Here is a 21899-nt window from a genome sequence, read left to right as displayed (position 1 = left end):
ACTTGTACTTACCATGCTACTTTCACCAATGCTGCCCGACTTGGCAGACAAATTTAAAAGTCAGCGCGAACGCGGCACCGTAAAATGGTTCAACGTGAGTAAAGGCTATGGCTTTATTACCCGCGACGCCGGCGGCGACGTGTTTGTGCATTTTCGCTCGATTCGCGGCCAAGGTCGTGGTCGCCGCAGCCTCAATGAAGGTCAGCTAGTTGAATTCGTGCTGAGTGAAGGCGAGAAAGGCCCCCAAGCCGAAGAAGTTTCTGTACTGAAATAAGTTTAAAAAGGCCGCAGACATTCGCCTGCGGCCCCCTTTACAAAATAAACCCAGCCGCAAATGCCAAGCCAAGTTACCTGCCTGTTAATAGTGCGGCGGACGGTCTGACTCTATCGTCTGCGCAGCACCTTCGGCGTCAGTATTCTGCTGACGAAGCTGCTCACTCAGCTGGGCAATAGCGCGTCGCATTTCCAGCAGTTCACGATCCTGAGCAATCACTCGCTCATTGAGAGCCCCGAGTAAATCTTCCTGAAAAGCAAATTGACTTTGCAAGTCAATGAGTTGGGCAGAAATATCGCTGGCCATTGGTATAAACTCCACTAAGGGTTTTGATTAAGAAAGGCGCCACCGACGGCGCGCAGCCATTATAATCAGCACAGCGTAAAATAGGAGAAATTCGTGTCTAGACTTGTTTATTCCACCGAACAGGGCCGCTTGTGTCCCGATTGCCAACAGCCCAGTGAGCAATGCCAGTGCAAAAAACGCAACACAGCTAATCACGACGGTGACGGCATTGCCCGCATTCACCGCGAAACTAAAGGCCGCAAAGGTAAAGGCGTCAGTATTGTAAAGGGGCTGATGCTCGACGAAGCCAGCTTTAAAAACCTTGCTAAAGAATTGCGCCAAAAACTCAGCACCGGCGGCGCTATCAAAGATGGCGACATGGAGTTCCAGGGTGATCATCGCCAAGCACTCAAAACCCTGCTGGAAGCCAAGGGCTTTCAAGTGAAATTGGCAGGTGGCTAAGCTCAGCAAAGAGCAAACTAGCTACATTTGCAGGAGCTTAGACGTAAATCTCTAACTTGCGCATTTTTTCAATCAAGGTGGTTCGGCGCAAGCCCAAATGCGCAGCCGCCTTACTAACGACTCCGAAATGCGTGGCGAGGGCTTGCTCGATCCACGACCGCTCCAAGGCCTGTAAACTCGCTTTCATATCAAGTCCCTCTTCGGGCAATGCCGAGCTAAGCGCAGATTTAGGCGCCGTCTCCAGCCCCGCAGCATGCTCTGCAACGCCCTGCTCCCGCCAAGACTCTACTGCCCAGCGATAGTTTTCTGGTAAATCGCCCAGGCCGACCACTTGGTCGGGATACATAATAATTAGTCGTTCAAGTAAATTCGCCAACTCGCGAATATTGCCTGACCACGGCTGCTGAGCCAAAGACTGCATGGCCGAACTCGCCAAACGCAAGCGCCCCAGGCCATCAGCCTCTAACTGCCGACTCAAGACCCTAATCAAATCCGGAATATCTTCTTGGCGCTCCGCCAGTGGCGGCACGTGTAATGGAAATACATTAAGCCGGTAATAGAGGTCCTCACGAAACTCACCAGCGGTAATCATAGCGGCCAAATCCCGATGCGTGGCGGCAATAATACGCACATCAGCAACTCGCGTTTTATCTGAGCCCACGCGCTGAAACTGGCGCTCTTGGATTACCCGCAAAATTTTAACCTGCATATCGAGGGGCATATCGCCAATTTCGTCGAGAAACAGGGTGCCACCTTCCGCCAACTCAAACCGACCTGCGCGGCTGGATATCGCACCGGTAAATGCACCCCGCTCATGGCCAAAAAGCTCACTTTCCAGCAACTCCCGCGGAATCGCACCACAATTAATCGGCACAAAGGGCCCGTTGCTACGCAGCGAGTGACGATGGAGACTTCGCGCCACCACTTCTTTACCCGATCCCGACGGCCCAGTAATCAAGACCGTCACCATTTTATCGGCCACCTGCCGCACCAAGCGCCGCAACTCGTCAATTGACGCGCTGCTGCCAACCAAATCCTCGTTAGGCTCAGCGCAACAATCCGACTTGCCGCTTGTACCAATCATCGTCCGAAGGCGATATAGCAACTCTAAAACATCTTGGTAGTAAAAATCATCGGGCAGGCTAAGAGTATGCTCGGCAAGGGGCTTTACGCTAGAGGTAGATATAATTGGAACCCTTAGCGCTGAGCATCTAGCTAAGTAGTCGCTCTGTTCAGGATTCAGTTCGGCATAGAAAACCACGTCGACATTATCAGCGTCCAAGCCAACGTAATCGCTACTAACTTGTTCTTCACCCACTGCCTGCAGAACAGCAGCCAAACGCTGAGTTAATGACTGAGGGGCCAAAATTAAAATGCGCAAAGCAGTTACCATAGATAGAACCAGTGCCGTCATTTTTTTGACTATACTACAAAAATAGTCCGAATCATCACTAGCCGTCAAAATTCCGACAAAACAATAAAGTAGTCCAAGTCTCGAGCCTTGCGGTAAATCATGTCATCCGGCACAATCTGCCACCTTTGCCGACAGCACAAAGGCCAACACCATGCCAGACACCAATATTCCCGTTTACTACCTAAGCTGGGATGAACTGCACCGCGATACCCGCAATCTTGCTCGCAAACTCACCGACCGCAGCTGGAAGGGCATTATCAGTATTGCTCGCGGCGGGCTAGTGCCTGGCGCCATACTCGCGCGCGAGTTAAATTTGCGGGTTGTCGACACTTTGTGCATTGCCAGTTACGACCACGACCAACAGGGTAAAATCAACATTCTAAAAACCGTTGAAGGCGATGGTGACGGCTATTTGCTTGTTGATGATTTAGTTGATACTGGCGGAACTGCCAAAATTGCTAAAGAGCTGCTTCCCAAGGCCTGCTTTGTAACGATTTACGCGAAACCGCAGGCCATGGCCCTAACCGAGCACTATGTACGTGAATTCTCCCAAGACACCTGGATACACTTCCCCTGGGACAGCGAGCCGAGTTACAGCGAACCATTGGTAAAATAAGGCTTTTTTTGATTCACAAGGCTAATCACTATAGAATCTGCGGCGCGGTTATGGGTGACCACAGTCGCATTTGATGTCCCCGTGGCACAGCTGGATAGCGCGGCCCCCTCCTAAGGGGCAGGTCACAGGTTCGAATCCTGTCGGGGACACCATCTCGTCGCAGTGCTCATCAATCAATACCTCAGTCCAACTCCCGCTTGGGGAATACAATATCCACTGAGCTACCCTCGCCGAGACTACTGCGTAAACTAACTGTTCCCCTCAACTGCTGGGTAACTAAGTTATAAACAATATGCATCCCCAAACCGCTGCCACCTGAACCGCGGCGAGTTGTAAAAAATGGTTCGAACACCTTTTTTAACACCTCTGGCGGCATACCCTTACCATCATCGCTGTAGCGAATATGGATATGCTTGGCCTGATCCTCTACGCTAATTCGCAAACAGCCTGACACACCGTCATCATAGCCATGCTGCACGGAATTCATCACTAGATTGGTAATGATCTGGGAAATTGCGCCTGGCACCGAATTAATTGCTAAATTGGGATCACACTCAACCTCTACCTTTAACTCCGTACTGCGCAACTTTGGCTTAAGACTTAACAAGGTTTCATCGATATAGCGTTTGATTTCAAACATGCGATATTCGCTACTGGTTTGATCTACCGCCACTTGTTTGAAGCTATGGATTAAATCTGCCGCGCGCTGCAGATTGCCAAGAATAATTTCGGTAGCTTGCATGCAAGTAGAAAAATAGCGTTTAAGCGAAGAGTTGGTCAGTTCACCAGCCTCGTAAAGCGTTGTTGTCGCTTTAGTATCTTCCCTAAGGGTACTCGCTGCGGTCACACCCACCCCCACCGGCGTATTAATCTCATGGGCGACCCCCGCCACCAAGCCACCAAGCGACGCCATTTTCTCGTTATTCACCAACTGTTCTTGGGTTTCTTTTAATTTAGTCAGCGCTTCCTCAAGCTCACTATTGGCCTTATCGGCTTGGTCAATTCTGACTTCTAGCTCTTTTTTAGTCGATTCAAGCGCAATATCGCGGTTCTCAATTTGCACCAACATATTATTAAAACCAGCAATCAGTTCACCGATCTCATCATTGCCAGTCGGAATCGCACGCAGCGAGTAATCTCCAGCCACTGACACCGCCTTAGTCGTTCCCAATAAAGCTAATATAGGGTTTGAAATTAGACGCTGCAAAAACAGTGACAGAACCGAGGCAATGCCAATACTTGCTAAAACCATTAGCGCTACAACAATACTGTCTAGGCGCGTCGACTCCCACAGATCACTTAGACTTCGCTCAATATACAAGCTGCCAATACGCTCATTACCCAAAATCACTGGGCTAACGACTACAAGGTGATTATGCGTAAAAAAATCTTCACTCGGCGGGATTTGCGGACACAGCCGGCTGTCATCCTCACCGCTACTATAACGCGCGAATAATATTTCCTGGCCTTCGTTATCAAGTTTATAAATACAGGCTTGCAGTACTTCGCGTTTGGCCCGTAACGACGATAATATTTCGGTAGCGGCAGGCGCGTCATTAAAGCTCAGCGCAGCGGTGGTATTTAAGGTGAATACCTCCGCAACAGCCGCAAGATTATTGGTTAAGGTGGTTCGCACGCTAAACCAATTATATACAACGAACACTGCTGCCGTCGCGATCAAACATAAAGAGGTTGTACCAACTATAGCAGACAGCAACTTAACTCTAATTGGAACATCAGCGCCGCGAATCATAAACCACACAGTCCTTGTAATTAATTAACATTGCGCGCCAAGCCCAATAACTTCGAGCTCATTTTTATACTCGAACGATTTGCCGCAGACTGATTGATATCAAAGCGAATTTTGCCATCAATAATGACAAACTGAATCATGCCGCCCAAGTTTATGAAATCTTGTTCGTCGCTCACGGTAAGTACCGCAAGGTCAGACATGGCACCAATCCAATCCCCTAAACGCTCACGCTCAGGAAACCCCAAAAACACCATCTGACAATATTGCGCTTCACCTGGGTGTTTAATAATCGTAAATTGTATTGGTTTACCATTATTCTGTTTGGTGCCAACGGTTTCGATTAGCTTATTGTGGAGTTGCGGATTACCAGCAACACACATCACAAATTCGCTGCGCGGGATCTCCGCCACCGGCCACTCGATAAACTTGGTAAAATTGAACAGAAAAGCCGATTTAACGCGGTATTCCAACTCACTATTGTCCGCATAGGCATATATCGAGGTGCAAAATAACGGTAACATCACCGTCATCAACAGCCTACAAAGCCATGCTGGCCTTATAAATTTCAAGTTTAGAAATGCCATGTAAATTGTCCAGTTAGGCTGCGGCTTATTTCTTTGCCCCCACTAAACTCAGCGTGCTGGGGATCAAGCAAATTAGTCCCCAGCAGCGACAGTTCAACGCTTTTACTCACCCGCCATATCGCGGTTATATCCAATGCGGAATAGGCTTTCACCCCAACATCATCTAAGCCATCAACCCAGCGAGCACGGGTCTGTACAGAAACGCTCTCCGCAACATCCCAATCCACTCGGAGGTTAAACTGATTATTGGGGTCATTTTCGTCATTCTTAGCAATATTGGTATCTTTACTACCGAATTTGGCCGCCACGTCCATATCTTGATAAACGTAACTCGCTAACACTTTTATCTCCGGTAGCGGCTCCCAACGAACAGTAAGCTCAAGCCCTTGGGTGCGTCCCGCGCCATCATTGACAATCCGAATCGGCTCCGGCTGCGGCACCCCAAAGGTTCCCGAAAATGCACGAAGCTCATCATATTCATTGTAAAAAATGGCAATATCTGTAGACAGAATCGAGCTTAAAATAGCTCGGTAACCTAGCTCATAGGCCACAACTTCTTCGGAGCTGAAACTTTCATCACCAACAAGAGCGCCGTTATAAATATCTAAGGTGTGATCTAAGCGATTTGGAATACGAACAGCCCGCGACACTGCTCCCCAAGCCGTATTACGTTCGTTTAAAATATAGCTAAAGCGCGCACTAGGTTGAAATTCATCGCCCGTATAATCGTTATTTTCGTATTTCGCACCTAAAGTGAGATGTAATTTATTTTCTATCAATGCAATTTGATCTTGAATAAAAAAGTCCAAAGTCTCATCTTTACGCTCGGCGGGCACAAACTTCAGCACAGCGGGATTAAGACTTTCAATATTGTCATCCGTCGTATGGTACCCGCCACCCAACACAAAATGTTGACGCTCACCTACTGCAAAACGATGTTTAACTTCAACATCATATATATTTCGGTCCTCAGAAAAAGTCCTCGTTTCATCGCGACTAATTTGATCGTAATAAAATTGTATTTCAGTGTCGGAGTTGTCATCGTAACGCCGCTTCCAGCGGGCAATTACATTATGGCCACTGGTAGACTCATCCATATTACTTAGTGGATTTGCTATCCGCCCCTTATACAAATCCCCCTGTAAACTTAGGGTATCGCTATCGTTAAGCCTGAGGTCGGTCCGAAAGCCAAGTTGATCATTGTTACGAGCGTCGCTAGCGTCACCGGCTCCCGCAATTTCTTGAGCGTTATAATGCGTGGTTTTGGCGTAAACGCGGTAGTGACCCAGCTCGCCTACTTCGCCACCATAACGCCACGCCGCAAAGCCTTTATATTCACCGCCACCACCAATTTGTTCTACGCCACCTTGGGTTTTTGCCGCCGCCTTAGTAACAATATTTACAACGCCGTTCACGGCATTGGCACCCCACAATGACGCACCAGGGCCGCGAATAACTTCGATGCGGTCAATATCTTCCATTAAGGTATCTTGAGCGTCCCAAAACACTCCTGAATATAAGGGCGTATAAAGACTCCGTCCGTCCATCAGCACTTCCAACTTATCGGCCACGGTCGAGTTAAAGCCCCGAGCGGTTATGGCATAAGTGTGAGAATCTAGGCGCGCCACCTGTAAACCAGGGATCAAACGTAGCGCTTCGGGAATACTTTTTACACCAGAGCGGATAATCGCACTGCTATCTAACACAAATACCGCTGCTGGTGACTGCTGTAACGGCTCGCTACGTTTCGACACAGATACCACATCAATATTCATTAGCGATTCAAGACTCAAACTGGCTAAGTCATCAACACGAGCAAGCATGACCGGCTCTGTATTAGCCGCGTAGCTACTACTTACCGCGCTGACGAATACCGCCAAAGCTGATAAGCCGCTGAGTCCTGCATTCTTGCCAAATTTACTTATGACCTTCCAATCACACTTTTCCATGCTTTAGACTCATATATGGGTGTGCTGAGCTACTCAGCTATTATGGTTTTCTCACCGCCTCAATACAGTGTCGTAGTTACGCTAAGTCAACACTAATATACGTACGCTTGCGGTGATATAGTCGCTTTTACCTATGTTCTACAAACATACTTATAGCTGTATTTTAGCTCTTACTATCTTGCTATGCCCAAAAACCAGTCATAATGACGCAATGAGACCAGCTAAAAAAGGCACAAATGAGTAATATCTCCTCAATGCGCAACATCTCGGTTGCCAACTATTTTCTTCATGCGGTACTCCGCAATGCCGCTGAAAAAGGGCTGGACCCCGCGCAACTACTGCATGAAGCTGGAATATCTGCCGAGTTGCTTAAGCAGCAAAACGCTCGGATTCCGGCTGTAAAATTTGGCAAGCTGCAAGCCATCACCATGCGCGCAATGAAAGATGAATTTTTAGGCTATGGCCCCGGCCGCTACCTGCCCGGCACATGGACTAATATGTGCTATTCACTTATTAACTGCGCAACCCTTGGCCATGCACTGGCGCGCTATTGCCGTTTTTATCAAATGTTTGAATGGGGCCTGCAACCACGCTTCGAAATTAACGGCGATGAGGCGCGACTCATTCTTGATCGTGGCGACCCAAACTACCCTTACGGGATCTACGCCTTCGAATTAATTATGTTTAATCTCCACCGTTTCAGCAGTTGGTTTACCCAGCAGCACCTGCCCTTAATTGCGGTTAACCTAGAATACTCAGCCCCCGATCACGCCGAGGAATACCGGCATTTATTTTTGGGCCAAGCGATCTACTTTGACAAACCCCAAACCGAGCTGGTATTTCACCGCAGCCTTACCGAGCTGCCTGCCAAGCAAACCGAACAATCTCTGCACCGATTTTTACAGCACCCTATTTTGGTCTTTCTTATTCAGCAATATAAGGAAAAAAGTTGGACAGCACAGGTCCGTATTATTATTAATAAAAATCTCGTTAACACCCCCGGCATTGACGAGATTGCAGAGCAATTAAACTTGCATCCACAAACCCTGCGCCGTCGTCTCGCCCAAGAGGGCAGCACCTTCAATGAGGTGAAAACCCAGTGTCGGCACGATACCGCGCTCTACTATCTTGGCAAATCCAAGCTGTCGATTGAAAGCATTGCCCAGCGCACCGGATTTTCTGAGGCCAGCGCCTTTACCCGCGCGTTTAAAACTTGGACCGGAATGACGCCCCAGCACTACCGACAACAGCTGTAAGCGTCTACCGTCGTTTTTAGTTATCTGTAAACGTAAATGTGTTCTTACCAGCATCATGATGAACACTTATTTTGCGACCCATCACCTCCTCTTCAGCGGCCATTATAGCCAAGGTAAGCACGTCGTCTGCCGCGTTATTGGCGAGAAAACGCCGGCCATCATTAAGACGTCCCACCACAATAGCCAAATTCGCCACGCCGCGGTTATACACCACCGTATAGGTTTCAATAACGCCCTCACCCACAGCTTGCTCAACCAGCTCGCACACCGGCAGCGCATCAAATTTAGCCTGTAAACTCGGGTCGGCGTTGTGGCAAGGTTTAACTGGTGGCTGCGCAGAATAAACACCCACCGACTGCTTAGACAAAAAACCACCATTGGCGGTAATCAAACCATAACTCGCGGGCTTAGCCCTAAGCATATCCGTTAAGCTCGCAATGGCATTGGTACTATAGCTATTACCGGGACCGCCAAAAAAGGGCAGGCCACCAGTTACCGTTAGTGGCTTATCGGTGGTCCAGTCTAAGCCCATAGCCTCGCAGGCGGCCAGTACCGCTATGGGGAAGCAGCTGTAAACATCCATAATATCGATCTGGTCGATGGTTTTATCTACGCTACGCAGCACCGCATTTAGGCTCAGGTTCATGGTTTCTGAAACCGCCAAGTCAGGCCGCTCCGACACCCAGCGGTCATCTACGTCGGCATAGCTGTGCAGATAAACCCATTGGGATTCTGGCACCCCTAATTCAATGGCCTTGTCGACCGAACACATTAACAGTGCCGCGCCTTGGTTGACGGCATCCTGCGCCACCATCCATTTGGTGTAGGGCCGCGCCACCCAGTAATTATCTGCTGAAACTTCATTTAAAAAATCAGCACTGCGCGCCAGAGGAAACTGCGAGTAGGGGTTTTGCGCGGCCACATCGGAAAACTTAGCAAACAACTCCGCCGCGAGACGTCGATGCGCCGCCTCAGAGAGCCCGTGGCGCGCCCGCCACGCATTTTCAAACAAAGGGTAAACCTGAGTGGGGAAAGTAATGCCATGATTGACTTCATGGGAGGTAAATAGCAGGTGACAGCCGCGATCATCCAACTCGCCGTCGACGGTTTCACTCCAATCCAGCGCCAAACCACTTTTCAGCGCCTGTTTCATAATACCCGTTGCTTCTGCCCCAGCAATTAAGCCCATCGACATTTCGCCAGCCGCAATTTTCTCGGCAAACTCATTTACAAAGCGCTGTGGGGAATGCCCCCCTTCACGACCATAAATTGCATGGCGAGGATTGGCGCCAATGCGATTCGCCAAAGAGCGTGGAATATTATTGCTCACCCCAAACGGGCCTGCGCCACCAGGGATTGAATCGATAAAACCGCGAATAAAGGCGATGGTGTCAATATGCTCGACAAGGGAGCTAGCGGCATTGGCGGAGGCCAGTGCCACCCTCGCCGCCTCGGCGGCAATATCCACCGGTGATCGCGCATTATCCGCGCTTACCGCATCGCGGAATACATATTGACCGGACGCAATGAGAATGGGAGTTGTATTTGCCACTGGGCTACCTCTGTTGGAATATTTTTATCCAAACAGTGTAGCCCGTGACTTATTATTATGTATTGGCATTAACCGCCAGTACGCTGCAAATTTGCGCCAAGGCAAACAGTCAAGCCTTATAGTGACTGCACCAAGTGACCGCCATCCACCGGTAGCGCCACGCCATTAAGGAACGACCCCGCATCGCTGGCCAGCATTAATAATGGCATATCTAGCTCATGCATCTGACCAAGTCTCCGCGGCTGTATACGGCCAAGATACTGACGGCCTTTTTCCGATTTAAAAAAGTCCGCATTTATCTCAGTTTCAAAATAGCCCGGGCAAAGCGCATTAACCCGAATATTACTTCGCCACAATTCTTGGGCAGCGTTTTTAGTGAGCTGAACAACACCGGCCTTAGCCGTTGCATACAAGCTATTACTAGCGCCAGGCTGCAGGCCCAAAATTGACGCGATATTAACGATGCTACCGCCAACACCAGACTTGATCATCCGCGCTGAGGCCTCGCGCGATACCCGCCACACCGCCCGCAAATTGGTATCAACAACAAAGTCCCACTGCTCCTCGGTAGTATCAACAAAACGACCTGGATCAGCGACTCCTGCGTTATTAATCACAATGGCTATTGTGCCTAGCGCCGCTTCGGCTGTATCAAAGGCCGCAACGACCGAGGCCTTGTCATTAACATCCATAGCCACCGCTAGCGCCTTGCCACCCTCGCCTTCAATACTGGTCACTAGAGCCTGCAATTTATCGACGCGCCTCGCGGCGACCACCACAGTAGCACCGGCTTGAGCCAAAACCTTGGCAAAATGCGCACCTAGGCCACTAGACGCGCCGGTTACCAAGGCCACTCGGCCTGACAAATCAATACTTTTTGCTATTGCTTCATTCATGTTAAAAACCTTATTAACCGCTATTACTCGCCTTTTTCAATCAGGGCCCAGCCCAGATCGGCCAAGGGTGCCGCCAAGGCGCCATAGGCCATAGCCTTCTCGCTAGAGGCATTGCCATCGAGCGCGCGCTTGTACACGCCTTGTAAAATTGCACTGAGCCGGAAAAAGGCAAAAGCCAAATAAAACACCCAGTGATCAATACCCTCAATACCCCGCCGCTCGCAGTAGCGACGCACATATTCTTGCTCAGAGGGAATACCCAGCGTCTCGCGGTCGACACTGCCCAGCCCAGGAATCGCAGCGTCACCGGGAATCCGCAATTGCATACACTGGTATGCCAAGTCGGCGTAAGGATGACCTAAGGTCGACAACTCCCAGTCCAACAAGGCCAAAACCGTAGGTCCGTTATTGTCGAACATCATATTGTCGAGACGGAAGTCACCGTGGTTGATACACACCAAGCCGTCGTCTGGCGGCAGATTGGCATTCAGCCATTCGATCATGGCTTCCATCGCCGGTATCACGGCAGTTTCACTGGCCCGGTACTGGGTGGTCCAGCGGCTAAGCTGACGCTCAAAATAATTGCCGGGCCGGCCGTAATCACTCAAGCCAATAGCGTCAACATCCACATTATGTAAATCTGCTAAAACCTGATTCATAGCATCGTAAATTGCGCCGCGCTCTGCGGGGCTTTGCTCTGGCAGCGCCGCGTCCCAAAGAATACGACCATCAATGTAATCCATAACGTAAAACATCGAGCCGATAATACTGTCGTCGTCACACAGCACCCGCATTTTGGGCACCGGCACATTGGTTTGGGCCAGCGCCTTCATTACGCGATACTCGCGGTCTACCGCATGGGCAGATTTCAACAACTCACCCGGTGGCTTGCGCCGCAGCACATATTTACCGCTGGCCGCCGCAATCAAGTAGGTCGGGTTAGACTGACCGCCGGCAAATTTGTCAGCGGTAAACGGCCCTTTAAAGCCCGCTATGTTTTTTTCAAGATATGCGCCTAATGCCGCAACATCTAATTCAAAGGTATTTGCCATGCATCCTCCTTAAACAGCGTAGCGATCAATAATTTGTTTGCCCAAAGCCATTTGGTGCACTTGATCTGGACCATCGGCCTGACGACACCAGCGCGCATAGTTAAAAGCTTCGGCCATAAAATAATCTTCCGTTAGGCCGCCCGCGCCATGCAATTGCATGCAGCGATCAATCACATTTTGGACCAGTAGTGGCACGGTAGTTTTGGTGGCCGCGATCATATCGGTGGTCTGCATTGGCCCCTGTTCGTCGATCTGCACGCAGGTTTTTAATACTAACAGGCGCGCCATTTCAATTTCAGAAAAGCTCTTGGAGATTTCTTCGCGCACCGATTGATGCTTGCTCAGCGGCTTGCCAAAGGTGGTACGAGATACCGCGCGCTGGCAGGCCAGCTCCAGCGAACGCTGGGCAGCGCCAATCAAACGCATGCAGTGGTGCATACGGCCGGGCGCCAAACGGCCCTGTGCGATTTCAAAACCGCGACCTTCGCCCAGCAAAATATTTTCCAGTGGCACGCGTACATTCTCAAAGACAATTTCGGCGTGGCCGATTGGTGCATCGTCGTAGCCCAAGGTACTCAGCGGGCGAACAATCGACAAGCCTGGGGTACCCTTGGGCACCAATACTTGGCTCTGCTGCTTGTGACGGCTGGCATTCTCGGGATCAGATTTGCCCATCACAATAAAAATTTGAGTGCGCTCATTCATCGCGCCGGTAATAAACCATTTGCGACCATTCAAAACCCACTCGTCACCGTCTTTAACAATGCTGAGTTCAATATTGGTGGCGTCACTAGACGCTACTTGAGGCTCGGTCATCGCGTAAGAAGAGCGAATATCACCATTGAGCAAGGGGGTTAACCACTTTTCGCGCTGGGCGTCGGTGGCGTATTTCATAAACACTTCCATATTGCCGGTGTCTGGCGCATTGCAGTTAAACACTTCTGGCGACCAAATAACTCGGCCCATTAACTCGGCAAGGGGCGCGTAGTCGAGAAAGCTTAAACCGCCGTGCTCGCAGTATTGAGGATACTCTTCTGGGCAAAATAAATTCCACAAACCCGCCGCCTTGGCTTTAAGCTTGAGCTCATCCATTAACGGGATAATGCCAAAACGATTCTCAGCGTTGTGCAACTGCTCGGCATAGGCTTTTTCGTTCGGGTAGATATGCTCGTCCATAAAGGCGCTGAGCCGTTGTAGTAAATCTTGGGCCTTTGCTGATGGCGTTAAATTCATTGTTATTTCCTCTTTGGTAAATCAAATAGACGGTAAATTTCAGGTATAGGTAATTAAGTGCCGCGTAGCCGGCTGATCAAGATGGGCTACGCCGTTAAACATGTTCAAATTAAAGTGCTCACCCTTAGTGAAATAGCGGGTTACGCCGGTGTTCTTGGCCTGTAAGTTCAGATTAACCATAGTCTCAACGTCGAGCTTAAGCACCTCGCGCAACATTGCGCTGATCGGCCCACCCGAGCTAACCACCAACACACTGCCTTTAGGCGCCGCTAAACGTGCCAAGGTCGCTTTTACCCGCGCCTCAAACGCCGTCCAAGGTTCAGACACATCGACCAAATCACCTCGGCTCCACGCCATTAAGGCCTGCCGTAATGTTCGGTAAAAAGCGCGACTGTCACTTACATCGATAGTCTCGCCCGCCACCGCCAAATAGGCCGCCACCAGCTGGTGAAAATCGTATTCATTCAAGCCCGGCAGCTCAGTGGCGTTGGGCACTGCTGGCAATACGTCGCGAATAGCGGCGAGAGTTTCACGGTGGCGACGCATAGTGCCGGTAAATACCGCCGTAATAGGCTGCCCAGCAGCCGCCAAATGTTCCCCTAACAGGCGCGCTTGCTCCCAGCCAACTTCCGTGAGCCGATCATAATCGTCGGTGCCAAACGCGGCTTGACCGTGCCTGACTACAATGATTTCTGACATGAACAAGCTCCTCGCTTAGCGCTACGCTGACTAATGGAGCCTGATAATAGCAACTGCACAATCATTATTGAAATTTATTGTTTTTATGCCTCATAATAAACACCACTTATTATAATCAAGATTAAGGCCCGCCATGAGCACGTCAAAGATAGACCTCAATCTGTTTCTCGTCTTCGACGCCATTTACTCTCAGCAGAGTCTAACGAGAGCAGCTGGGGTGCTACACGTCACCCAGCCCGCCGTTAGCAGCTCACTGGCCAAGCTGCGCGCTATCTTCGACGACCCGCTATTTGTGCGCAGCCCCAGCGGCATGAGCCCCACACCCTTGGCACGGACCTTGATTAGCACGGTACGGGAGTCCCTCAAAAATCTCGATGACTGCGTAGTGGCCCGCATCGGCTTTGATCCTGCAACCAGTAAGCGCACCTTTCGCCTACACGCGACCGAGAATGCCGAGCTTATTTTGCTACCAGAATTACTGAAGCAACTGGCAATACATGCGCCAGCAACCAAATTGGAAGTGGTCTTTATGGACCGCCGCGAGGTCGCCTTTGAAATGGCTAGCGGCAATATCGATCTCGCAATTGACGCGCCACTCCTCAGCCACCCCGAGCTGGTCAGCCAACCACTTTACGCCGACGAATACTGCTGCGTTATGCGCAATGGCCACCCACTTAGCGAGGGCAAGTTCGAGATCGACGAGTACATCGACAGCCGTCACATCCATGTATCCAGCCGCTCAAGTGGCTCGGGCCATATTGATCTGGCCCTGCGTTCTATCGGCCAGCAACGGCGTATCGCCCTGCGCCTACAGCACTATGCGGCGCTACCGGCGCTGCTCAGCCAAGCTGATTTTATTGCCGCCATTCCCAGCAGCATTGCCAAACACTGGCAGCTCAGCAGTCGCGCCCTGCCCTTTGACACGCCAAAACTCGAGCTGCGCCTCTTTCACCACAAAAGCGTTGGCCACGACCCCGCCCTGCTTTGGCTAAGAGAATTACTCAGTCAAGTGCAGCAGCAGGCAGCGACCACCAGTGATGTAACTGCTAATAAGCCCGCTCACTAAATCCATCTGGCGCCTGCCAATAAGGCCGCCACAATACGCCGAGCAGTGACACATGAATATTGCTCGCCGTGGCGCGAATGACCACTTCCTGTAATTCGTCACGCTGACTGTCCCACTGCTCGCCCATAGCCGCCAATTCCCGCTGAAGGTCGGCTTCTAATTCTGTTACCTGCACGCGCAGAGCCTCAGCATTTTCCTTGGCATTTTCGACATCTTGGCTTTCTTTGCGAATGCGATTGGCCTTGCTCATTGCCGAACCCGCGCGCCGAGCAGTGCTAGACTTGCGGCCACCACCAAATAACGCGCCAAGAATCGTGCTACCAATAGACACCATGGTATCCAGTTTTTGTTGGCTAGCCTGGGACTGTTCGCGCTCGATAACTTGCTCCGCCTTGCGCAACCGATCCTCTAACCGCTGAACCTTTGCCTCATATTTTTTGCGCAGCTTACCCGCGGCGAGGTCGCGCTGCTCATTTGCCCGGGTTTGTAAACGAATTCGAAAATCCCCCTCGCTCTCCCCAACCTCAGAACTGAGTTTCAAGCCCGCACTGCGATACAGACTTAGCGCCCGCTCGGTGCGTATATAGCGTTTAAACTGCTTATCCCATTGCCTGTAATTGTTAGCTTGTTCTAAACTCGCGGACGGCACGCGGTAGCTCGCCGCTTGTTCACCGCGCTTACTCAAGTCATTAACATCTATTGCCAGTACTTCGGCATCTTGCCAAGCAATACTAACCTGACTATCGTCAACCGCCACACCCATAACCAGTTTTTCAAGCTGCTCAATTTTATGTCTTTTACTGCTAAACAATACCTCGGCTGCCGCCACCAAACAGGGCTGATAGCACAGATGAGAATCCGTCTCTGGCGCAGCGATACTTGGCGCAAGAAAATACTGGGGAATATCCGGCGCCAAACTCGGCTTAGCCGTTAATACCGATATAGATACCTGTGGGGATGGGCTTGCCACTGGGGCTTGGTCTATCACTGTGGCCACTGCTGGCGGTGCAACAGGCAAAGTCGCAGGGCTTAAGGAGTTCGCTTTTTCATCCGTTAAGCGTTTTATTTGTTCACGGGTCAGTGGGCCAGCCAAATAGCTCAGTACCCAACGGGTATTAAACACCTCTAAATGACCATTAGCGTGGACGTTATGCAATAAAAACTGCCGTTGCCCTAGGCCGGTCAGGGTTCGCTCCAACTCACTTTTCGCGACGGCTTCCGCGCCTGCCGCCGCGCCCACCAAACCATCTAACACCCGCTGTTTGTCGCGGTCAGTTTGCAGGCGGCCGATAAACCACGTACCGGTATTTGAAAGCCCCTTATAGTCCAAATCCACAGGATTTTGAGTACTCAATACCACCCCCAAACCAAAGGCCCGCGCCTGCTTAAGTAATAACAGCAATAGCATTTTACTCGGCGGGTTCGCAGTCGGCGGCATATAGCCGAAAATCTCATCCATATACAAAATGGCGCGCAAACTCCCCGTGCCGGGTTGACTGCGCATCCAGTTAATAATCTCACTGAGCAGCATGGTCACAAAAAACATACGCTCGGTGTCGGATAAATGAGCAATGCTCATCACCGACACCCGTGGCTTGCCCGCCTCGGTATAAAATAATTGCCGCGCATCCAGCGGCACGCCTTGCAGCCACGCCGCAAATCCCGGTGAAGCCAGCAAACCATTCATGCGCATCGCCAGTCCAAAGCGATCTTTAGCGGAGTAGACGCTGTCTAGGCTCATCACCCCAATACGCTCAATTGGCGGGCTTTGAATAGCGCCAATTAAGCCCGCAATATCCAAACCCTCGCCCTTGTCCCAGTAGTGCTGGAGAATATTGGCAATCAAAATATGTTCGCGACTGGTCAGCGGATCGGCGTCCAAACTCAATAACGTCAGTATACCGGTGGTGGTGGCTTGAATACGCTGGGCATAGGCGTCGTAGTCTGCCCTTATTGCCGCCGACGGCGCCGTAAAAGATTGCAGTACCGACACGGGGACGCCAGCAGAGCTGCCCGGCGTGTATATATTGACCTCGGCAGCATCGCGCAAAGCCTGGATTCTGGCCAGCGGTTGATCCCAGTCCGCCAGACCCTCCCGCCACATTTTAGCCTGCGCCTCAGCATACTGACCCAGACTCATGCCCTTGCTGCTCGCGGTTTGCGGGTCTACCCAAGGCGCCAGATCGCTGCCCTGCATAGCCGGAAAGTTGAGCATGAGGTTGCCCAAGTCCCCTTTAGGGTCAATGGCAATTACCGGAATTTTGTCGATGGCGGCTTCTTCAATCAGCCCTAAACCCAAACCAGTTTTACCGCTGCCGGTCATACCAATGATGACCGCATGGGTGGTCAAGTCTTTGGAGTGATAGAGAATCGATTCACGGCTGGCTTCACCCGACGCCAATATCCGTCGGCCTAAATAAAAGGCGCCCAATTTTTCATAGGCTTTAACATTGTCATTTATCGTCATGAACTACCCCACCCAATGCCCGCCTGCAGCCCTCACCGCAAACAGTAAATATTGAGCTTACAAAGTAGTTGGAATTTCAGGGTGTCACAAGCTAACTGAGAATGACGGTGAGTAAAATCAGAAACGCGCGTCCCGCTAGACGCTAGCGACATGATTTAGCACTAAATCGGCTAAGTTATCCAAGAGCGCTGCCGGCAAATCGTGGCCCATGCCCGCTATGATTTCCAAGCGCGCATTGGGAATACGCTGCGCAGTGTCACGCGCGCCACTTAACGACAACATAGGATCTTTATCCCCGTGAATCACCAGCGTTGGCGCCGTGATTTTAGCGAGATATTTTTTGCGACTACCACTGGCAACAATAGCCGCCAATTGCCGCGCTCGGCCCTCTGGGTAATGATTCCGCTCATAGGCGGCTTGTATTCGCGCTCTGAGCTGGGGCTCGGGATCACCAAATTCGGGGCTGGCAATTAGTTGCCACGTCTTAAGTGAGTGGTTAATTTGCGCCACCCGATGGGCTTTAGGCTTTTTCAGTAAATGCATCAAAACGGCAGGTTTTATACCGCCATAGCCAGAACTCGACATCATCGACACCAAGCTCACTACCCGCTCTGGGTAATTAATAGCCATCAATTGGCCGATCATGCCGCCCATCGACGCGCCAACGATATGGGCCCGTTCGATGTTTAATGCAGCCAACAAACCAACGGCGTCAGCGCACATATCATCTAAGGTATAGGGCGTGCGAATGGGCAGACGCAGGCTGCGACGCAAACGCAAGCTCACAACACTGGGCGGCACTTGGTCATACACTTTGTGCGACAAACCCACATCGCGGTTATCAAAGCGAATAACCCGATATCCCGCGACCGCCAAAGCACTGCAAAACGCCTCGGGCCACACCGTGAGCTGACTGGCAAAGCCCATAATCAACAGTATCGCTGGAGCACTGCTATCACCTAACTCTTGGTAGGCAAGCTCTATTCCATTGGCCTGCACCTTGCCGCAAATCCACTGCATTACACCACCAAATACTTAATTAACCGCTTCAAACCCAGTTTCATATCAGCCTAGTGAGTGTTTATTAACTCGCTATCTGTGTCTTTAAAATAAATTCGAAACGGCCAGTCCTTGCTCTTGCCAATGTAGATATACAAGCCATAGCGGTCGCTACTGTAATCATTCACAAACTCATAACGCGTCGGTACAGGTAAATCCTCGGCATTGATTGCTGGGGCGCTAACGAGGATTTCCTCTATTTCTAAGGTATCTGCTCCGTCCTTACCCGGTATCGAAATCAGTACCCGATACTCGCCAGACTGCTCGCCGCGCTCTATAGCTTCGACCTTGGCACCGGTACTTTCATCAACAAAGCCAACCCGACCTTCAATATCACCGCTTTCTAGCGCGTAAGCTGTGGTCCCCGCACCTGCCAGCATCGTAAGTAGCAAGCCCTTTTTTAGCAATCGCATTCTTAGCATTATTATTGTCCCTCGACTTCGCATTCTTAGCTGATGCTAACACTGTCATTACAGAATAACACCAGCCTTGCGGCGCTATTTTGCCGGCCGTTAGCGAGCTAGGTATTAAAATCGCTCTTGGACTAATCTGCAGTATCAAACGCCCACTTTGCACTTACCCCATAGCTAACAGGCTGCGCCAACTTGCCAACCACCCCAAAGTCAGTTTGAAATTGGTAGAGGAAATATTCGCTATCTTCCAAATTAGACGCAAAAATGGATACATCTATATTTGAGCGTTTATGTGCATACGTCATACGGGCATTGAGCATGGTATAGGCATCTTGCTCTAGTTGATTTGCCGCATCATAGTAATAACCCGAGTTATAATAATAATCCGCGCTCACATTCAGGTCGCCACCCGGAACTGGGTGATTCCAGTTCAAACCAAATGTCGCAGACAGCTTGGGATTTCTAACAATTGTATTACCACTATAATCCTCCCCAGTTGAATACGTTCCAGCGTACTCGCCATCTGACTCGGTATACCCCACTGCATCAGTAAATGAATCATATCGGCCTTTTAGGTAGCTACCGCCCAAGGTGAATACCCAGTGTTCAGAGGCTGCCCACTGAATGTCGATGTCGGCACCTTCTACGATAGCGAGTTCGGCATTTTGAAACTGCACTACCCCGCCAGAAAGCAAAGACACAAATTGCGACTGTAAATCTTCAATTTCGGTTTGAAATAGCGCCGCGTTTACTTGCAAACGCCGATCAAACATTGACGCCTTAATACCAAGCTCAGTCGAGGTCACTGTTTCTGGGCGTATGAAGGTAGGCGCAGCCGTTAGATTGATAATATTGTAACTACCACTCTTAAATGCTTTCTGCCAAGACGCGTAAATCATGGTGCCATCCTCCCAAGGCCGAATTGCAATATTCAGCTTTGGCGAGAAGTTATCCTCTTCAAAGCGCTCACTTGGGTATGAAAACAAACTAGTGCTTGCCGGCTGCCCTAGCGCCATTACCTCAGCACTTACTTGCGAGTTATAAACGATTCTCTTCTCTCGCTGGAAACGTCCCCCAGCGGTGACATCAACCCAGTCAGTCGGACTCCAAGTTGCCTGGCTAAATACCGCATAGGCTTCCGTATCGAGAGACCCGGTAACCTTAATAGAATTACTGACAAGGCCATCTAATGGCGACAACAAACCTACCAGTGGCCCAGTAAATAAGGAGGTATCTATCGGTAACGGCGCTGCGCCGCCCACCGCGCCAGACAAGCCGTTGTTCAAGCCCGCCACGGCAAATCCCACGGGGTCGTAACCCACGGTACTATCAATGAAATACAGGCCCACAATCCATTCAAGCTGATCAGACCAAGGCGAATCTCCATTAGAAACAAATTGCAGCTCCTGAGTGAAAATCTCACCAAATAGCTGTGGCTGATTTTCCTTTTGCCGGCCATCGCCGCCAAACTCGATTAAATTTGCTTGGGAACCATCGAAATCGACCAACGATTGGCCATTGGTGTCCTGATAAGCTGAGATCGACTTAATGTCAAAAGGGCCAGGAAAAAACTGCAGGGTTAGCGCTGCCGCTTTTAAAGTACTAAACGCCGTATTATCTAGGTTGGTATTGGTTTTGTATTTAGGCGCGCAGCTAATGCCCAGCGCACTGCCCAAGGCAGATGGCTGCTGGCAAGCTAGCAATGAGGTTCCCACCCCCTGCGACTTAAAGTAGTAGCCCGCCAGCGAGCCCTCCAGCCAATCATAGGGCGTCCAGCGAAAGGCTAAGTTCGCGCCTTTCTCGCGGTATGGCTGCAGCTCATCATAAGACAAGCCTTCGATAGGCTCATAGTAATCGTTGCGGGTATTGTAAATAGCCGCAGCGCTCGCGCTGATAGTTTCCGATACCGGCCCGCTCACATATAGACGGCTATTACTTTCATCAAAGCGTTCGTAGCTTGACGAAACCTTGATAGCTAAGGTGTCGCTAGGCTGCCTAGTGGTAATACTAATTGCGCCGCCAGTTGAGTTGCGGCCAAACAAGGTACCCTGCGGCCCTTTAAGCACTTCTACTCGTTCAACCTCACCTAGAGAGCGGGCGAGACCAAAGGAAATAGGAAAGTAGACTCCGTCAATATACGGTGCAACACTCAAATCAGCAGAGGGAATAAAGGCGTCTGTACCCACCCCCCGAATAAAAATTACCGCATAATTCACTAAGGTATCGTAAACCAGCCCAGGGGTTTTTATCGCCAAGTCAGCCATAGTTTTTACACCAGCGCGCTCCAGTGCATCACCGCTAAATGCGTTTATTGCGATGGGCACATCATTGACGTTTTCGGCGCGTTTCTGGGCAGTAACCACCACCTCCTCGAGTGCATATTTAGGTTTGTCAATTACTGCATTTGCCGTATTAGCCAGCGTCACCACCAAGCATATCAATATGCTATTACAAGCAATACGCTGACTTTTTTTCGCTTTCTCGTACATAATTATTATCCTGTTTACCATTGAATAGCGGTTCTCTAGCCGTTTTTTACTAAGGCATAAAGAAACTATTCCAACCGGTAAATATTCTAACGCTGAGCAGCGGAACGATTAGACACACTACAAACGTAATATTAAAAATAAATACCCAAGCCAAGGCGCGAATATAGGGGAATGTGACACTAGCCTCTACTGCCGCGCTGCTGCCGCTTACTTGTATATTATTAAAGCGCGACAACCCCAAGTACTGCTCCAGGCGATTTGTAGTGGCATAGTGAATTTGGCCACCTGATTAGAGGTGATATGATCACCTCTATAACGATACAGGTGATCAATGAGCAACCGTACAAGACCGACTTTTAGCCCAGAATTTCGATTGGAGG

The 21899-nt window shown here is 50.3% G+C and carries 19 protein-coding genes and 1 tRNA gene; 6 read left to right on the top strand and 14 right to left on the bottom strand.

Annotated elements, in window-relative coordinates; translation table 11 throughout:
• Positions 1 to 28 precede the first annotated feature (28 nt).
• Positions 29 to 274, top strand: a complete 246-nt coding sequence (locus tag AB4876_RS13505) for a cold-shock protein (RefSeq protein WP_368382413.1) — start codon at positions 29 to 31, stop codon at positions 272 to 274.
• Between the two features lie 84 nt (positions 275 to 358).
• Here AB4876_RS13505 and AB4876_RS13500 read toward each other — a convergent pair whose 3' ends face one another.
• A complete protein-coding gene (locus tag AB4876_RS13500) occupies positions 359 to 580 on the bottom strand; it encodes a SlyX family protein (protein ID WP_368382311.1) in 222 nt (73 codons plus the stop codon).
• Between the two features lie 93 nt (positions 581 to 673).
• On the opposite strand from AB4876_RS13500, the gene AB4876_RS13495 reads away from it, so the two are divergent.
• Positions 674 to 1021 (top strand): translation initiation factor Sui1, encoded by a 348-nt coding sequence (locus tag AB4876_RS13495; protein ID WP_368382310.1) that lies wholly within the window; start codon positions 674 to 676, stop codon positions 1019 to 1021.
• A 37-nt stretch (positions 1022 to 1058) separates the two neighbouring features.
• Here the strand turns inward: AB4876_RS13495 and AB4876_RS13490 are convergent, their stop codons facing one another.
• A complete protein-coding gene (locus AB4876_RS13490) occupies positions 1059 to 2402 on the bottom strand; it encodes a sigma-54 interaction domain-containing protein (protein ID WP_368382309.1) in 1344 nt (447 codons plus the stop codon).
• A gap of 184 nt (positions 2403 to 2586) precedes the next feature.
• On the opposite strand from AB4876_RS13490, the gene gpt reads away from it, so the two are divergent.
• Positions 2587 to 3051: a xanthine phosphoribosyltransferase gene (gene gpt, locus AB4876_RS13485; RefSeq protein ID WP_368382308.1), complete on the top strand. Its 465-nt coding sequence runs from the start codon at positions 2587 to 2589 to the stop codon at positions 3049 to 3051.
• 75 nt (positions 3052 to 3126) lie between these two features.
• Positions 3127 to 3203: transfer RNA gene (locus AB4876_RS13480), tRNA-Arg, on the top strand.
• A 29-nt stretch (positions 3204 to 3232) separates the two neighbouring features.
• On the opposite strand, the gene AB4876_RS13475 is transcribed toward AB4876_RS13480, so the two are convergent.
• The 3 genes from AB4876_RS13475 to AB4876_RS13465 all read right to left on the bottom strand — a co-directional run bounded on the left by AB4876_RS13475 (position 3233) and on the right by AB4876_RS13465 (position 7337).
• Complete coding sequence (locus AB4876_RS13475; RefSeq protein WP_368382307.1) at positions 3233 to 4687, bottom strand: ATP-binding protein; 1455 nt, start codon at positions 4685 to 4687, stop codon at positions 3233 to 3235.
• 137 nt (positions 4688 to 4824) lie between these two features.
• On the bottom strand, positions 4825 to 5334 hold the full coding sequence (locus AB4876_RS13470) for a TOL_0243 family YfiR-like periplasmic protein (RefSeq protein WP_368382306.1): 510 nt from the start codon (positions 5332 to 5334) through the stop codon (positions 4825 to 4827).
• 41 nt (positions 5335 to 5375) lie between these two features.
• Positions 5376 to 7337, bottom strand: a complete 1962-nt coding sequence (locus tag AB4876_RS13465) for a TOL_0244 family TonB-dependent receptor (protein ID WP_368382305.1) — start codon at positions 7335 to 7337, stop codon at positions 5376 to 5378.
• A gap of 236 nt (positions 7338 to 7573) precedes the next feature.
• Here AB4876_RS13465 and AB4876_RS13460 point away from each other — a divergent pair, with 236 nt between their 5' ends.
• Positions 7574 to 8593, top strand: coding sequence for an AraC family transcriptional regulator (locus tag AB4876_RS13460; RefSeq protein ID WP_368382304.1), 1020 nt, complete (start codon positions 7574 to 7576; stop codon positions 8591 to 8593).
• Between the two features lie 16 nt (positions 8594 to 8609).
• Here the strand turns inward: AB4876_RS13460 and AB4876_RS13455 are convergent, their stop codons facing one another.
• From AB4876_RS13455 to AB4876_RS13435, 5 genes are all read right to left on the bottom strand, one after another.
• Positions 8610 to 10145 (bottom strand): TLP1 C-terminal extension domain-containing protein, encoded by a 1536-nt coding sequence (locus AB4876_RS13455; protein WP_368382303.1) that lies wholly within the window; start codon positions 10143 to 10145, stop codon positions 8610 to 8612.
• 116 nt (positions 10146 to 10261) lie between these two features.
• On the bottom strand, positions 10262 to 11041 hold the full coding sequence (locus AB4876_RS13450) for an SDR family NAD(P)-dependent oxidoreductase (RefSeq protein WP_368382302.1): 780 nt from the start codon (positions 11039 to 11041) through the stop codon (positions 10262 to 10264).
• A 23-nt stretch (positions 11042 to 11064) separates the two neighbouring features.
• The gene (locus AB4876_RS13445; RefSeq protein WP_368382301.1) at positions 11065 to 12093 is read right to left on the bottom strand and encodes a phosphotransferase; all 1029 of its coding nucleotides are present in this window, start codon (positions 12091 to 12093) and stop codon (positions 11065 to 11067) included.
• Positions 12094 to 12102: 9 nt separating this feature from the next.
• Positions 12103 to 13326 carry an acyl-CoA dehydrogenase family protein gene (locus AB4876_RS13440; RefSeq protein ID WP_368382300.1) on the bottom strand — a complete coding sequence of 408 codons (1224 nt, stop codon included), beginning with the start codon at positions 13324 to 13326 and terminating at the stop codon, positions 12103 to 12105.
• 39 nt (positions 13327 to 13365) lie between these two features.
• A complete protein-coding gene (locus tag AB4876_RS13435) occupies positions 13366 to 14025 on the bottom strand; it encodes a histidine phosphatase family protein (RefSeq protein WP_368382299.1) in 660 nt (219 codons plus the stop codon).
• 133 nt (positions 14026 to 14158) lie between these two features.
• On the opposite strand from AB4876_RS13435, the gene AB4876_RS13430 reads away from it, so the two are divergent.
• Positions 14159 to 15091, top strand: coding sequence for a LysR family transcriptional regulator (locus AB4876_RS13430; RefSeq protein WP_368382298.1), 933 nt, complete (start codon positions 14159 to 14161; stop codon positions 15089 to 15091).
• Here the strand turns inward: AB4876_RS13430 and AB4876_RS13425 are convergent.
• The 4 genes from AB4876_RS13425 to AB4876_RS13410 form a co-directional block, all read right to left on the bottom strand.
• A complete protein-coding gene (locus AB4876_RS13425; protein WP_368382297.1) occupies positions 15072 to 17558 on the bottom strand; it encodes a helicase HerA domain-containing protein in 2487 nt (828 codons plus the stop codon). The two genes, AB4876_RS13430 and AB4876_RS13425, sit on opposite strands and share 20 nt — an antisense overlap.
• 135 nt (positions 17559 to 17693) lie before the next feature.
• On the bottom strand, positions 17694 to 18578 hold the full coding sequence (locus tag AB4876_RS13420; RefSeq protein ID WP_368382296.1) for an alpha/beta fold hydrolase: 885 nt from the start codon (positions 18576 to 18578) through the stop codon (positions 17694 to 17696).
• Positions 18579 to 18628: 50 nt separating this feature from the next.
• The gene (locus AB4876_RS13415) at positions 18629 to 19039 is read right to left on the bottom strand and encodes a hypothetical protein (RefSeq protein ID WP_368382295.1); all 411 of its coding nucleotides are present in this window, start codon (positions 19037 to 19039) and stop codon (positions 18629 to 18631) included.
• 122 nt (positions 19040 to 19161) lie between these two features.
• The gene (locus AB4876_RS13410) at positions 19162 to 21519 is read right to left on the bottom strand and encodes a TonB-dependent receptor (protein ID WP_368382294.1); all 2358 of its coding nucleotides are present in this window, start codon (positions 21517 to 21519) and stop codon (positions 19162 to 19164) included.
• Positions 21520 to 21899 lie beyond the last annotated feature (380 nt).

This window comes from Zhongshania guokunii (assembly GCF_040892635.1).
Lineage (GTDB): Bacteria > Pseudomonadota > Gammaproteobacteria > Pseudomonadales > Spongiibacteraceae > Spongiibacter > Spongiibacter guokunii.
Note: the sequence above shows the minus strand (reverse complement) of the source record. Positions and strands in the feature narration are given on the sequence as shown.

Bases quoted from the DNA above. Each gene is read 5' to 3' on its own strand.
- AB4876_RS13505 (WP_368382413.1), top strand. From the start codon at position 29: ATGCTGCCCGACTTGGCAGACAAATTTAAAAGTCAGCGCGAACGCGGC.
- AB4876_RS13500 (WP_368382311.1), bottom strand. From the start codon at position 580: ATGGCCAGCGATATTTCTGCCCAACTCATTGACTTGCAAAGTCAATTT.
- gpt (WP_368382308.1), top strand. From the start codon at position 2,587: ATGCCAGACACCAATATTCCCGTTTACTACCTAAGCTGGGATGAACTG.
- AB4876_RS13470 (WP_368382306.1), bottom strand. From the start codon at position 5,334: ATGACGGTGATGTTACCGTTATTTTGCACCTCGATATATGCCTATGCG.
- AB4876_RS13465 (WP_368382305.1), bottom strand. From the start codon at position 7,337: ATGGAAAAGTGTGATTGGAAGGTCATAAGTAAATTTGGCAAGAATGCA.
- AB4876_RS13460 (WP_368382304.1), top strand. From the start codon at position 7,574: ATGAGTAATATCTCCTCAATGCGCAACATCTCGGTTGCCAACTATTTT.
- AB4876_RS13450 (WP_368382302.1), bottom strand. From the start codon at position 11,041: ATGAATGAAGCAATAGCAAAAAGTATTGATTTGTCAGGCCGAGTGGCC.
- AB4876_RS13445 (WP_368382301.1), bottom strand. From the start codon at position 12,093: ATGGCAAATACCTTTGAATTAGATGTTGCGGCATTAGGCGCATATCTT.
- AB4876_RS13440 (WP_368382300.1), bottom strand. From the start codon at position 13,326: ATGAATTTAACGCCATCAGCAAAGGCCCAAGATTTACTACAACGGCTC.
- AB4876_RS13435 (WP_368382299.1), bottom strand. From the start codon at position 14,025: ATGTCAGAAATCATTGTAGTCAGGCACGGTCAAGCCGCGTTTGGCACC.
- AB4876_RS13430 (WP_368382298.1), top strand. From the start codon at position 14,159: ATGAGCACGTCAAAGATAGACCTCAATCTGTTTCTCGTCTTCGACGCC.
- AB4876_RS13425 (WP_368382297.1), bottom strand. From the start codon at position 17,558: ATGACGATAAATGACAATGTTAAAGCCTATGAAAAATTGGGCGCCTTT.
- AB4876_RS13420 (WP_368382296.1), bottom strand. From the start codon at position 18,578: ATGCAGTGGATTTGCGGCAAGGTGCAGGCCAATGGAATAGAGCTTGCC.
- AB4876_RS13415 (WP_368382295.1), bottom strand. From the start codon at position 19,039: ATGCTAAGAATGCGATTGCTAAAAAAGGGCTTGCTACTTACGATGCTG.
- AB4876_RS13410 (WP_368382294.1), bottom strand. From the start codon at position 21,519: ATGTACGAGAAAGCGAAAAAAAGTCAGCGTATTGCTTGTAATAGCATA.